At 47.4% G+C, this 14,559-nt stretch carries 10 protein-coding genes; 5 read left to right on the top strand and 5 right to left on the bottom strand.

The genetic code is table 11. The features are described from left to right. Positions 1-3: 3 nt before the first annotated feature. The 3 genes from EML15_RS02440 to glnA all read right to left on the bottom strand — a co-directional run bounded on the left by EML15_RS02440 (position 4) and on the right by glnA (position 7,881). Positions 4-1,545 carry a glutamate synthase subunit beta gene (locus EML15_RS02440; RefSeq protein WP_144273252.1) on the bottom strand — a complete coding sequence of 514 codons (1,542 nt, stop codon included), beginning with the start codon at positions 1,543-1,545 and terminating at the stop codon, positions 4-6. Then, complete coding sequence (gene gltB, locus EML15_RS02435; protein ID WP_144273460.1) at positions 1,545-6,113, bottom strand: glutamate synthase large subunit; 4,569 nt, start codon at positions 6,111-6,113, stop codon at positions 1,545-1,547. The genes EML15_RS02440 and gltB overlap by 1 nt, the downstream gene beginning before the upstream one ends. Before the next feature lie 331 nt (positions 6,114-6,444). Further along, positions 6,445-7,881: a type I glutamate--ammonia ligase gene (gene glnA / locus EML15_RS02430; protein WP_144273251.1), complete on the bottom strand. Its 1,437-nt coding sequence runs from the start codon at positions 7,879-7,881 to the stop codon at positions 6,445-6,447. A gap of 201 nt (positions 7,882-8,082) precedes the next feature. Here glnA and EML15_RS02425 point away from each other — a divergent pair, with 201 nt between their 5' ends. Further along, on the top strand, positions 8,083-8,556 hold the full coding sequence (locus EML15_RS02425; RefSeq protein ID WP_144273250.1) for an RDD family protein: 474 nt from the start codon (positions 8,083-8,085) through the stop codon (positions 8,554-8,556). A gap of 134 nt (positions 8,557-8,690) precedes the next feature. On the opposite strand, the gene EML15_RS02420 is transcribed toward EML15_RS02425, so the two are convergent. Both EML15_RS02420 and fepB read right to left on the bottom strand, forming a co-directional pair. After that, the gene (locus EML15_RS02420; protein WP_144273249.1) at positions 8,691-9,467 is read right to left on the bottom strand and encodes a DUF4191 domain-containing protein; all 777 of its coding nucleotides are present in this window, start codon (positions 9,465-9,467) and stop codon (positions 8,691-8,693) included. Positions 9,468-9,661: 194 nt separating this feature from the next. Further along, positions 9,662-10,738, bottom strand: a complete 1,077-nt coding sequence (gene fepB, locus EML15_RS02415) for a Fe2+-enterobactin ABC transporter substrate-binding protein (RefSeq protein WP_144273248.1) — start codon at positions 10,736-10,738, stop codon at positions 9,662-9,664. A 584-nt stretch (positions 10,739-11,322) separates the two neighbouring features. On the opposite strand from fepB, the gene EML15_RS02410 reads away from it, so the two are divergent. The 4 genes from EML15_RS02410 (at position 11,323) to EML15_RS02395 (ending at position 14,416) form a co-directional block, all read left to right on the top strand. Beyond that, entirely contained in the window at positions 11,323-11,853 is a 531-nt protein-coding gene (locus tag EML15_RS02410) for a hypothetical protein (protein WP_144273247.1), read from the top strand. A 66-nt stretch (positions 11,854-11,919) separates the two neighbouring features. After that, positions 11,920-12,666, top strand: coding sequence for a hypothetical protein (locus tag EML15_RS02405; RefSeq protein WP_144273246.1), 747 nt, complete (start codon positions 11,920-11,922; stop codon positions 12,664-12,666). Between the two features lie 161 nt (positions 12,667-12,827). Further along, positions 12,828-13,565: a hypothetical protein gene (locus tag EML15_RS02400; RefSeq protein WP_144273245.1), complete on the top strand. Its 738-nt coding sequence runs from the start codon at positions 12,828-12,830 to the stop codon at positions 13,563-13,565. A 446-nt stretch (positions 13,566-14,011) separates the two neighbouring features. Beyond that, positions 14,012-14,416 carry a hypothetical protein gene (locus EML15_RS02395; protein WP_144273244.1) on the top strand — a complete coding sequence of 135 codons (405 nt, stop codon included), beginning with the start codon at positions 14,012-14,014 and terminating at the stop codon, positions 14,414-14,416. The last annotated feature ends 143 nt before the right edge of the window (positions 14,417-14,559 follow it).

The raw sequence follows: 14,559 nt of genomic DNA, 5'->3' as shown, positions 1-14,559 counted from the left end.
CTCCTATGCCCCCAGTGGTGCAGTGCGCGGGGTGACTGCAATGGGGAGGGAGGTTTCACCCATGAGATCGGCATCTACAGCTGCCGCACAGGCGCGTCCTTCAGCAATCGCCCACACGATGAGTGACTGTCCACGACCACAGTCACCAGCGACGTACACCTTTGGCTTGAAATCAGGGAAGAGTGGTTTGATTGAGGCTCGGTAGTGCTCATCGCGAACCATACGACCACGTTCGTCGAACGCAACCCCAAGTTCATGGATGACACCACTGCGCTCTGCCCCAGAAAAGCCCAAGGCAAGCAAGACAAGATCAGCGTCAAGGTCAAACTCGGTGCCTTCGATAGGCACACGCTTGCCATTTTCGACGCGAACCTCATTAGCACGCAAGGAACGTACATGGCCGTCTTTGCCATGGAAAGACACAGTATTAACCGAGTAAGTGCGATTACCGAGTGTATCGCCAACCTTACGAGTAGCTAGACCAAGGTCTTCGATTTCTTGTGCAGACTCATTACCCGTGACGATATATTCGCCTTCCTCATGTGCTGTTGCAGTGCGATAAATAAGCGGATATGTTGGCCACGGTGTAGAACTAGCACGCTGTTTTGGTGCTCGTGGTCGAATATCAAATTGTGTGACACTCGCAGCCCCTTGGCGCAATGCGGTACCAAAGCAGTCTGTACCGGTATCACCACCGCCAATGATAACGACTTTCTTGCCGCGGGCATCAATGGTGGAGGAAAGCGTATCGCCTTCACATATGCGGTTTTGGAGGTTGAGATAGTCCATAGCGGGGTAAATACCACCTAGTTCTCGGCCTTCCACAGGAAGATCACGAGGCACTGGGGTACCGGTTGCCAAAATAACAGCATCATAGCGGTCAAGATCTGCTGCAGTAGGTGAAACACCTGTGCGGAACTCAATCCCCTCAGCACTCATTTGCGCTAAACGACGGTCAATCCACTTATTTTCCATCTTGTACTCAGGCACACCATAGCGCATAAGTCCGCCAATGCGATCATCACGCTCAAACACAGTGACGCCATGACCTGCGCGGCGTAACTGTTGCGCTGCGGCAAGACCAGCCGGACCGGAACCGACCACAGCAATACGGATACCAGTATCAAAAGAAGGCGTGATGGGAGTTACCCAACCTTGGGAAAAACCATGCTCGACAATAGCTAATTCCACATTTTTAATGGTTACTGCGTCATCACTGATACCAAGCACGCACGCACCTTCGCAAGGGGCAGGGCAGAGCCTGCCAGTAAACTCTGGGAAGTTATTGGTTGCGTGCAAACGATCGAAGGCTTCACGCCAACGGTCTTGGCGAACCAGGTCATTCCACTCAGGGATGATATTGCCCAACGGGCAGCCTTCATGGCAAAACGGTACACCGCAATCCATGCAGCGAGTTGCTTGCTGTTGAATTTGCCCAGCAGGAGCTTCTTCATAGACTTCTCGCCAATCCATTAAGCGCAAAGGCACAGGGCGATGTGCTGGTTCTTGGCGAGGAAATTTCTGGAAACCATGTGGATCAGCCATTATTTTACTGCCTCCATAATTGCTGTATTAACGTCTTTGCCTTCTGCTTGTGCCTGCTTAATCACATCAAGAACTTTGCGATATGGACGCGGCAGAATTTTAATCATCTGCTCGGGTTGCCATGACACGCTTGCCCCAGTACGACGCTCGTACTCGTCAAAAAGCCTCCGCAAGGTAGCAAGGTCTGCGTCGTCAAGCTCCTCGATACTATCTGCAACATCATGATTGAGCTTGGCGGTTAGTCCCTCATGTGGCGCAATATACGCAACCCCACCGGACATACCAGCACCGAAGTTCTCACCGATCTCGCCGAGGATAACAACGGTACCACCAGTCATATACTCACATCCATGATTGCCAATGCCATCGACGACCACCGTAGCACCAGAGTTACGCACACAGAAACGCTCACCGACACTACCATTGATAAACATTTCACCACTGGTAGCACCAAAACCAACCACATTGCCAGCAATAATGTCAGGATTATTGTCCAATTGTGTTGGTGCTTGCGCAGGTGGACGCACCACAATTCGACCACCAGATAATCCTTTGCCCACAAAGTCGTTGGCATCACCGACTAGATCAAGAGTCATACCGGCAGGAATAAACGCGCCAAAAGAGTTACCCGCAGAACCGTGGAAACGCAACTTCAACGTATCGCTTGGCAAACCATGCTGACCAGCAGCACGCGTAATACGAGAACCGGTCATGGTACCAACACACCGGTTGATATTAGAGATAGGGTATTCCAATTCAATAGTTGGATTTTCACCCGCAGCCATCCAACTCGGTGCATTAGCAGAACTCTTTGCCGCAGCCGCATCAATAGTCAACTGAGTCGCCCGAATAATTTTATTATCGAGAGCTTCTTCTAAACCATGCTCCTGAGTCTTTGTACAGCGCAAGTTTTGATTCCTAAAGTGAACTGACTCGACTCGCTCAAAGATAGGGGAAAGATCCAATTTACTTGCTCGCGCGTGTGCAGTGTTTTTATTCATGCGCAGCACTTGAGATTGTCCCACCGCTTCGTCGATAGAGCGGAATCCAAGTTCAGCCAAGTATTCCCGCACCTCTTGAGCAATGAAAGTAAAGAAATTCACCACGTGTTCTGCCTTACCCGTGAACTTCTTGCGTAGGTCTGGGTTTTGGGTAGCAATACCCACCGGGCAGGTATCCAAATGGCAGACACGCATCATGACACAACCTTCCACCACAAGTGGGGCGGTAGCAAAACCAAACTCCTCAGCACCAAGCAGAGCAGCGATAACGACGTCGCGCCCAGTTTTGAGCTGACCATCAGCTTGGATTCTAATGCGATCACGCAAACCATTGAGCAAGAGGGTTTGTTGTGTTTCAGCAAGACCGAGCTCCCATGGACCACCAGCGTGTTTAAGGGAAGTCAATGGGGAGGCACCAGTACCGCCATCGTGACCAGAGACGAGAACCACATCTGCGTGGGCTTTAGAAACACCGGCAGCCACAGCACCAATTCCTTGTTCCGCAACCAGCTTGACGTGAATACGTGCATCTGGATTAGCGTTTTTGAGGTCATGGATGAGTTGAGCAAGATCCTCAATGGAGTAAATATCGTGGTGTGGTGGTGGCGAAATAAGCCCCACACCAGGGGTGGTGATACGTACTTGCGCAACCCAAGGATAGACCTTATTTGGTGGCAACTGTCCACCTTCACCAGGTTTAGCACCCTGAGCCATCTTGATCTGAATATCAGTACAGTTGGACAGATAATGGCTGGTAACACCAAAGCGCCCTGAAGCTACTTGCTTAATCGCACTGCGACGCCAGTCGCCATTGGCATCAACGTCAAAGCGTCGGGCGTCCTCGCCACCTTCACCTGAGTTAGACATACCACCAATGCGGTTCATTGCAATGGCGAGCACTTCGTGTGCTTCGGCTGAAATGGAGCCATAAGACATTGCACCAGTGGAGAATCGTTTGAGAATATCTGCTACTGGTTCGACTTCATCCACAGAAATAGGTTCGCGATCAGGTGCAAACTCAAAGAGTCCGCGGATGGTGGCAAGGCGTTTGGATTGGTCATCGACTTTGCGTGTGTAATCCTTAAAAATTGCGTATTGCCCTGTGCGGGTGGCGTGTTGGAGCTTAAAAATAGTCTCTGGGTTAAAGAGGTGGTATTCCCCTTCACGGCGCCACTTATATTCACCACCAAGATCAAGCTCGCGGTGTGCATTTTCTTCAGGGCGTGGCAAGAATGCTTGACGATGCCGCACCTCGACATCAGCAGCAATATCTTCTAGACCGATACCGGAGATTGGTGAGGATACCGCCCCAAAGTATTCATCGAGTAGGTCTTGGTGCAAGCCGATAATGTCGGCAAGCTGAGAACCTCGATAAGAGCTGACTGTTGCAATACCCATTTTCGCCATCACTTTGAGCACGCCTGCGGTGGCTGCTGTAATGTAATTGCGGCAGGCTTCGTCGAGGCTGAGCTGGTCAAGCTGCCCTCTGGTGCGTAGCTCGTCGATAGTCTCAAAAGCCATGTAGGGGTTGATTGCATCGGCGCCAAAGGCGATGAGCATGGCCAAGTGGTGTACTTCTCGAGCGTCACCGGATTCAATAACCAAAGAGGCTTGGGTACGGGTACGCTCTGCGACGAGGTGCTGGTGCACTGCTGAGGTCAAGAGCAAAGTAGGAATCGGGGCAAAACGCTCATTGGACTCTCGGTCGGAAATCACAATGATAGTGGCACCTGCTGCAATAGCTTGGGATACTTCTCGACGCACGCGATTAATCGCTTCATGCATTCCTTTACCGTGATGCGCTACTGGGTAGAGGCCAGAAATAACTGCCGCACCAAAACTTTCCCATTCGCCGTGGTCATTGGCATGGATGAGGGTAGCCAATTCATGATTGTCAATGATAGGGCGATCCAGGTGGATGCGTCGCGCTGCTTGTGCAACAGGGTGCAAAACATCTGATTGCGCGCCCAGGAGGGTAAACATACTGGTCACTGGTTTTTCTCGGATAGAGTCCAGTGGTGGGTTGGTTACCTGTGCAAAGCGCTGGGCAAAAAAGTCAAAGAGCATACGTGGGCGTGCCGATAGGGCAGCGATAGGAGTATCGGAGCCCATTGAGCCAATAGCTTCTGCTGCATTGCGTGCCATTGGTTTAATGATGAGGTCGACATCTTCCTCGGTGATACCAAAGACTCGTTGGCGCAGCACTACACGATTATGCGGCATATACTTATAGCGCGTTTGTGGCAGAGTATCAATTTTGACGAAGTTCTCTCGAATCCACTCCCCATAGGGTTGTGCGCTGGCAAGCTCTTGTTTAATTTCTTCATCGCTAATTATTCTGCCTGCTGCGGTATCAACAAGGAACATTCGACCTGGTTGCACTCGTGTTCTTTTGACGATATGAGCTGGGTCGAGATCTAAAACACCTGCTTCGGAAGCCATGACGACGAGTCCGTCGTCGGTGATCCAGATGCGACCTGGGCGCAAACCATTGCGATCAAGGCTCGCGCCGACGAGTGTGCCGTCGGTAAAAGCAACTGCGGCAGGACCGTCCCAAGGTTCCATGAGACAGGAGTGATATTCATAGAAATCGCGCAATTGTGGATCGATGTTATCGGCGTGTTCCCATGCTTGCGGAATGGTCATCATAATCGCGTGTGGCAGGCTGCGACCGCCAAGGTGTAGCAGCTCTAGGACTTCGTCGAAACGCGCGGTATCTGAGCCTGTAGGAGTACAAATGGGCAATACGCGGTCGAGTGGACCGAGTTTTTCTGATTCAATAAGCGATTCCCTCGCGCGCATCCAGTTCTCATTGCCACGCACAGTATTGATTTCGCCATTATGCGCCACTAATCGATAAGGATGAGCTAGCGGCCAAGACGGGAATGTGTTGGTAGAGAACCGAGAGTGTACAAGCGCAATAGCGGTGCGCATACGAGGATCTCCAAGATCAACATAGAACTGTGGCAGCTGTGGGGTAGTGAGCATACCTTTGTAGACCACAGTGCGTGCCGAGAGGGAAGGGAAATAGACGGTATCTTCACCATTTTTGGTGCCGAGCTCGCGTTCGCAGCGCTTACGAATAAAGAACATGATGCGATCAAGTTCTATGCCGGTTTTCCCTGGTACAGCCAAGAAGATCTGCTCAAAGTGGGGCATAGCTTCTTTAGCCATTTCACCAATCATTGATGAGTCGGTTGGCACTGTTCGCCAGCCCAGTACCTGTGCACCTTCTTCTCGGGCGATGGCTTCTACTTCGCGTTTTGCATCTAGCATAGCCATGCGAGCTTGGGGGAGGAAGGCAATACCAGTGGCATAGGCACCGGCTTCAGGCAGCTCAAAATCAGTGACTTCTTGGTAGAAAGCATCGGGGAGCTGCATGAGGATACCTGCGCCATCGCCAGTGTTTTTTTCTGCTCCGGCGGCACCGCGATGTTCCAGATTGACTAATGCAGTGAGGGCTTTGTCGACGAGATCTCTCGTGGCGCGACCATGCATATCTGCAACAAATGCCACACCACAAGCATCGTGTTCCCAAGCGGGATTATAGAGTCCTTGTTTTTCGATTTTTCTGTGGTAATTCATCGTTTCCCTCACACTAAAATCTTGCAAAACTATCTATTATCCAATAGATAAAATGGCATTAAGTAAAGTAAGGGGCGCCTAATATGTACTGCCCTATGGAAACGAAATCCTACATTTTGAGATAAAAAAGAAAGAAAAGTGCTGTATAAGGGCGCTATAACAAAAATAAAATTTTTAGCGTCCTGGGGTAGTAGCGGGTGGGTTGGGGTGAAAACAAAGAAAAGTAAAAAGCATAAAACTCCCCGTCATTCTGATTGGAATCAGCATGGGGGAGTTTTGTGCTTTAACGAGCGCTCATAAGCGACAGCAACCTTTATACGTCGAAGTACATCTCGAACTCTTGTGGGGTTGGGCGCAAGCGAACTGGAGTGATTTCATTGTCGTACTTGAGCTTGATGTAAGTATCGATGAGATCCTCAGTAAATACTCCACTGTCGGAAAGGAACTCATGATCTGCTTCCAGAGCCTTGAGTGAATCAACGAGCGACGTTGGTGCCTGTGGAATCGTAGCTGCTTCCTCAGGAGGTAGCTCGTAGAGATCCTTATCAACTGGAGCGTGTGGTTCGATACGGTTCTTGATACCGTCAAGACCAGCCAACATCATGGCAGCAAAACCAAAGTATGGGTTACCACTTGGGTCTGGAGCGCGGAACTCGATGCGCTTTGCCTTAGGGTTAGAGCCGGTAATTGGGATACGAACAGCTGCAGAACGGTTACGCTGTGAATACACCAAGTTAATAGGAGCCTCGAAACCAGGAACCAAACGGTGATAGGAGTTCAAGGTTGGGTTGGTGAACGCCAAAACAGCGCCAGCGTGGTGCAAAATACCACCAATGTAGTAGCGGGCAATGTCAGAAAGACCAGCATAGCCTGCTTCATCATGGAATAGTGGTTTGCCGTCTTTCCAGAGAGACTGGTGAGCGTGCATACCAGAACCATTGTCGCCAGCAAGTGGCTTTGGCATGAAGGTAGCAGCTTTGCCATGAGCCGCAGCAGTATTTTTGATGATGTACTTGAAGGTCTGGAGATCGTCGGCAGCGTGGAGCAAGGTGTTGAACTTGTAGTTGATTTCTTGCTGACCGCCAGTACCTACCTCGTGGTGGAAACGTTCAATGTCAAAACCTGCATTGATCAGGTTAAGGGTCATGGCGTCGCGAACATCTTGGGTTTGGTCATAAGGTGGTACTGGGAAGTATCCGCCTTTGATACGAGTCTTGGAGCCAAGGTTTGGGCTGCCGTCGGAGTTGGTTGCTTCACCACGGTTCCACCAGCCCTCATCGGAATCAACTTCGTAGAAGCTGTTGTTGATGTCGGTGGAGTAACGAACAGAATCGAAGAGGTAGAACTCTGCCTCTGCACCGAAGAAGCACGTGTCTGCAATGCCGGTGGAGGAGAGGTATTCTTCTGCCTTGAGTGCTACTGTGCGTGGGTCACGAGAGAAAGGCTCGTGAGTGAAAGGATCAGATACGAAGAACTTGACATTGAGAGTCTTGGTCTTGCGGAAAGGATCTAGGGTTGCGGTAGCGAGGTCTGGGATAAGGCTCATGTCGGATTCATCAATGCTGGTGAAACCGCGAACGGAAGAGCCGTCGAACGCAAGACCTTCATTGATGGTGTCCTCATCAAAGGTTGAGGCCGGAATGGTGAAATGCTGTTCGATACCTGGAACGTCAGTGAACCGTACATCAACGAATTCGATATTTTCATCTTTGATGTACTTGATGATTTCTTCTGCTGTCTTGAAAGCCACTATGACTCCTCGTTCGATTAGTGGTGGACTTTTTGTACATTAAGCACTTTAGCTTATTTTCTATCACTCTATCAAAAAATTGCCAAGTAGTGTGCACCCAGCGTGAGGATATACCCAAAGCATAGGGGAAAGACAGCCAAAAAGCAGTAAAAGAGCTCCGGGAAAGCCACCTATCTCACCAGTCATATTAGGATAGTGGATATGAGTGAGCAAAAGAGAAGTTGGCTGGATGGACCACAAATCCCTGCACAACATTCAGATGATGTTATGCCACAGTGGCCAGGAGAACTGCTCGGACTTCCCAAAGAAGGGCCAGGAGCTTTAGCTTCAGTAATGCGTCGTAGTGGTGGAGTGGCAATCGACTGGGGAATGTGTTGGATCATTGCAGGGTTTATTCGTATGTTTACCCCTGCCTTTGGTGGTACAGCTTTTCTTACCCTGTTATTATTTGTGCCGCTAGGGATCATCAGTGTTACTGTTTTTGCACGCACTCCCGGACAGGCAGTGCTCGGCATGGGGGTGGCGCGTGTGGATAAAGTCGATGAACGTGTTGGGTTTATTCGTGCGTGTGCGCGCACGATTTTTACCATTTTCGTATTGCCCGCAGCAATGGTTGATGTTGATGGGCGTGGAATGCACGACCGTGCCACCGGAACAGCAGTAATTTTAGGTTAAACGGCTGTAAGTTAGCGTAGTAAAAAAGGCGTACTCACATAAGTGAATACGCCTTTTTGCATCGAACTACTGCTGTGATAGGTAGCCGTTGCTGCTTATGCCTACTGCTTACCTATTGTTGTTGCCCGCTAACACTATTGCCCATTGCGCTGTGCATGACGGCGCGCCCTGCGGTTCATACCAGCAACTTTTCCACCTTTAGGTAGTGGTCCTTTAGGCAACGAGCCTTGTTGTCCGCTTGCATTGTCCATCGCTTCAATGCGTGCAGCAATTTGATACACCTCATCTTTTTTGTAATGACGAGGCAGGCGCACCAAAGTGTTTTGGAGCTTTTTAAGTGGTACTTGGTTTTCTCCTTCGCCAACATATACCTCATGTACGGGAACGCCAGGAGCAATGCGATTCAAGCGCTTTTTTTGCTGGTTAATCAGCGGCTTGAGGCGGTGTACTTCGCCTTCACCTACGAGAACAAAACCACATACGCCAGTGACGCGGTGTACCAGATCCATGTTGGTAGTAGCTGCTACTGCGGTTTTAGTGCGCCACACCACGGCAAAGTTATTGCGCATATTTTCTAGTGCAAAGCCAGCGGAACCGCGTTGATCAGCAGCCTGGTCATATACTGAGTTTTGCAGACGACGACTAAACAGGAACATTGCTAAAGTGGCGCCAAGTAATAGACCAATGATCAGCATGAGCCATTGACCGTGCCAGAGCATACCAATAAGGAAGAATAACAAGCCAACGCCAAGGAAAGCGCCAAGCATGATAGGGATTAGTGCCTTATCGCGTTTGCGCTGGATATTAAAGGCTTGCCAGATTTGTGACCAGTTCTGGCGTCGTTGCGCTTTCTTTTGAGCGCGTTGCTGTTTCTTTTCTGCTTTTTCAGCTTGTTTCTTTGCGTCTGCCATGGCTCCTACCTTAGCGAATATCAGGGGATAACTGGGAATCGACGAGGGGAATCTCGACAATGAAGGAGGAAGAATGAGGAAACGGTGAAGAGGCGGAGAGAACAGGAAAGGAACGAGAGGAATGGAATGAGGCATAAGAAACCCCACGAACCTCATAGGAACGTGGGCAATGGTGCAGTGATATTTGCTGCTATTTACTGCTTGAAGTTTTCTTGAATGAACTCAAGAGTCTTCATCGCGGAGTAATAATCAACGCGGAAGAAATAAGGTGGTAGTTCGTGAACGGCATCTGCGGTAACTGCAGCATTACCTGCTAGTTGTGGAAGTTCTTTCACCTTATCCACGAGTGAATCGCCACCGTCGGGGTTGAGTACGAAAATGGTCTTACCGGTTAATGCAGGATCAAAGTTTTCTGCTGCAACGGATTTCACATCTTTACGACCAGCAAAGCGAGGGTCGCCATTAGCAAATTCTTCAGCAGGTACTGCAATTTCCCAGCCGAGTTGGCTTAACAACTTACCTTGGGCGGATTCTGCAGTCCATACGTTAAGAGTATTGCCGCCTTGACCAAAAGAGATGATATTAACTGGTTGTTCAGGAGTGCTGATGCTATCAGCTACCTCTTGTACCTTATCCTCATAAGACTCAATAGCCTTTTTGGCTTCAGTTTCGTGACCAGTCACTTCACCGAGTTGTTCGAGTACGCTTTCCCAGGTGCCAGTCACAGAATTGACGATAACCACAGGTACAACTTCAGAGATCTGGTCGTAGACACTTACCGCGGAGTCTGCACCAGCTGCTGACATAATCACTAGGTCAGGATTAGCAGCGAGGATGGCCTCTGCATTTGGTTCACGCTCGTAGATTGTGGCGAGGTTTTTCTCCTCGGCAACATCTGCCCATTGCGTGAAGAAGCCTTTGTCGTCGGCAATGCCGTTGCTCTTTGACTGTACGGCAGTACCCGCTAGCGGTGCGTCGATGGCAAGCAGGCCACCGGTGAGGCTTACTGCGGTAGAGACAATGTTTTCCGGTTTCTTCTCAATGGTGACGTCAATGGTTTCTTGAGGATTGGTTGGGCTTACGCTCTTGATCGTGCGCGGCCATTGTCCCTCGTCTGTTGATTCTGCCTCTGCGGCAGCGGTGGTTTCTGCGGCGGTAGATTCGCTATTTGCAGAGTCATTGGAATTGCTGCATGACACGAGTGAGAATGCTACGGCAGTGGCAGCTACGGCTGATGTAATCGCGCGACGAGTTGTGCGTAGAGAAAACATCCTGCTCCTTAAAGTCTAAAAAGGTACATAAAAATGTGTGGTGCGCACACCACAGAGGGATTTTCCGCTTGATGTCTTACGGTAAGACAGCGAAAAACCGTCCAACTAAGTATAGGTTTACCTTCCTTCTGGGGCAATAATGGTGTGCAATAAAGGGGGTGGAGTGAATAAAAATGCTTTACGACGGCGCGGCAAGGTGGGAAAATTGACAATGGAAGGCGTGTTTTTCAGGGGTTATATTCCTTTATCTGTGTGGGTGACGAACTCCATTCGATAATGGCGACGGAACATTCTCTGACCCGACTCAAGGCATCATTGTTAAAGGTCATTGTGACCGCAAAACAAATAAGCATTCTTTTGATGACGGTAAGGGTGGTCTGAAACGTGCAGAGGCTATAGACAAGACACTGACCACAGCACCGCCTGAAGACGGTCCATATAACCGCACTTGGTACAACGCCACAGAAACACAAGACCCTAATGATGGCGTATTTCAAGATGAACAAGGAAGATGGCAGAATGGGGCGCGAGCAACGAGTGATGATTTTACGCCGACATATCGTTTAGAGGACAATAGTTTTTTGGTGGGGCAGAAGAATTATGCTCCTCTTTCAGAGGAAGAGGATCGCATTGAATGGACATTAAAAAATCCAGAAGGTAAGTATGCTAAAGCAGAAAATGTGACCTTTGATAAAAATGGCAAACCGAAAGTTGGGAAACACGGAGAATTTCTCACTCGTGAAGAATACATCAGTCAGGGTTCTTACATTCCTACGAAACTTGATTCCGCTTTTGCTGTCTATGACGGTTTTTACTACACAGTAGAGGAGATAGCCAAGGAAGGAGCATCAGCTGATGATAAAAGATTCATAAAACGAACTAGTCCTGCTTTCGGTGCGATTGGTGCAGGAGCATCAACGCTAGCAGATATGCCAGAAGGGAGAGATACACGCGAAGCAATAGTCATTAATGGTGTGGGCACTGGTGCATCGGCGTTGGTGCTTAAAGTGGCAGAAACGATGGCAGAAGCAGAAATTATTAGTGGAGGTACTGCAACTCCAATTGTGGTAATAGGTGTATTATCCATTGGAATTGGTTTTTGGCTGCTAAGGTAGCTGAAAATTGGTTTGACCAGAATAATCGGAAACGTGTAGTTGAACAGATTGATGAGTAAGTGCGATATGCCTCTTAAAATTTTTCTGGAAAAGATACTTTATTTGCTCTTTTGCTTAGCATTGATAGCGGTTGGTATATGGATTCTTTATGACTATCAAAGATTTTGGAATTACGTAAGCAAGGGAGTTGTTCTGGGAGCACCGCTTGCGATTCTTGTAGGAAGTGCGACGCTTATCATGCTTTTTCCTAAGTGGTTTGGTTTTATTCTTAGGTGCATTGCTACTGTTACTCAGACTACTGATTATTTGGCAGTTTATCATCCCATATGGTTAAGACCGGTAAGACTTATGGGGCTTTCTTTGTTTTTAGTTTTGGCGTTTGTTGGAATCATTTGGGATATGTTTATAGCGCATAGCAATAGTCTGTTTCTTTATACAATATGTGGAGTTCTTTCGGTTGGTATATTTTTTAAGATGGTTCTGATTCTGATTGATACAACACCACGGAAAAAGCGTTTTCTTGTTTTGGAAGTGAGCAATACTGCTATTCGATATTACGGTGCTGAATTATTGCCTGGAACAGGTATTATCCTTGATAAACCTAGTGTTTTTCCGGTTATTTTTATACGGGGACAGTGGAAAATACCGCATAGGAAAAAAGAGAAAGAAAAGGTAGAAGCTATTACTGTGCGTATTATTGGCGCAAGGTGTTTTCCTGTTGAGTTGGAGGACATTCGGCAGCGGATTGAACGAACTGGTTTGCTTATGTCACCAGAAGCTCGAGCGGAATGGGAACGCGAAAGAGAAGTATAAATATAGCGGGAAACAAACATCTATACAAAGAAAACGCTGAGCTTCACCACCCCAACGAAAACTTACGTATCGCCTTAGCTTTTTATAGCTGAGTTTGACCAAACTTTACTCCAGTTCATTTTCCATGAAGTATTTTGGAAAAAGGAAAAGGGCAATAAGATATGGACTCTCTTTCTATGTCGCAAATGATAAGCCGATTATATTGGCGTGCATTCCATTTGCTCATGATATGTGCAATCGCATATCATCTATGGACACATTATGCAGATAATAATATTGACTCTGACTTCTGGAACTTCCAAGCTATAGATATATATCTTTTCCTCTTTTTTACTGGTATTTTGATTCTTTCTCTCGTAATAAATTTTCCGTACCAGATGTATTTTCTTCGCTCAAAGTTCATAACGATCATCAGAACTGACACTGAGCTAGAAATATATGATCGTTTTTCTTTCTTTTTTTATTTCATCATAATCGCTTTATCTTTTCTTCCTCTTTTATGGTTTATTGGGATAGGTATGCTAAGAGCAGAGTACATATCAGTATTGATGAGAATTATTCTCTTCACTATACCGATTCTCTTTACTATCTTATGGATATGGGGAATAGTTCGTTTTTTCCGTACCCCTGCCAAGCGTCGATATCTTGTTATTAGTATTGTGCCAGGTAGAATTGAAACTAAGACATATACTCTTGTCCCTGGTATCGCGGAAGTTTTTGATAGTTACAAACTTCCGTCGATCGCTATATGGGGACAGTGGGAACTTGTAGAATCAGCTAAAGGAAAAATAAAGAAACCAGAAAATAGGCGAATATTGCCCTATGCCCTTTTGGCTCCTGTCACTCCAGAAGAAATTAAACAGCGAATCGAAAACGCAGGAGTATTGCATACAAAATAGTTATGATGCAGATGTGCTATCCATTGTGGTTGGTTTTTGCTGCTAAGGTAGCTGAAAATTGGTTTGACCAGAATAATCGGAAATATGTAGCTGAACAGATCGATGAGTGAGTGTGATATGCCTCTTAAAATTTTTCTGAAAAAGATACTTTATCTGTTCTTTTGCTTAGCATTGATAGTGTTTGGTCTGCAGAACCTTTCTGATTACCAGAGAATTTGGAATGGAAGTAAAGCATTTGTGCTGGGAGCACCATTTGTGATTTTTCTGGGAACTATGCTGCTTACCATGCTTTTTCCTAAGTGGTTTGGTTTTATTCTTAGGCGCATTGCCACTACTACGCAGACCAGTGATTATTTGGCGATATATCATCCTGTGTGGCTGCGACCAGCAAGGTTTGTAGGGTTATTTTTTTCTGCGTGCTGCTTTATGCTGGAATTGTTTGGGATATGTTTATAGCGCATACTATTGTTAATCTTTTACTTTCTACTATATGCGGGGTTGCTTTAGTTGTTGCGTCATTTAAGATTATTCTACTGTCGATTAAAGAAGCACTAAGGAAAAAGCGTTTTCTTGTTTTGGAAGTAAGCAATACTGTTATTCGATATTGTGGTGCTGAATTATTGCCTGGAACAGGTATTATTTTTGATAGGCCTAGTGTTTTTCCGGTTATTTTTATTAGGGGACAGTGGAAGATACCGCATAGGGGTAAAGTAGAAACTATTACTGTGCGTATTGTTGGCGCAAGGTGTTTTCCCGTTGAGTTGGAGGACATTCGGCAGCGGATTGAGCGAACTGGTTTGCTTATGTCACCAGCAGCTCGAGCGGAATGGGAACGCGAAAGAGAAGCCTAAAGCATAAGACGCATAATAAAACAATCATTCATCCATGTGTTCACATTAGTATGGCAGAGATCGACTGATCGCGTAAAAGATTCTTGTAATTCACTGTATAAGTATTCTTGCTCATACCTGCTGGATGGTTTATTGCCTGCTCT

This window comes from Corynebacterium sp. sy017, from assembly GCF_017918135.1.
GTDB lineage: Bacteria > Actinomycetota > Actinomycetes > Mycobacteriales > Mycobacteriaceae > Corynebacterium.
The sequence above is the reverse complement of the archived record's forward strand: the minus strand, read 5'-3'. Positions and strand labels throughout refer to the sequence as shown.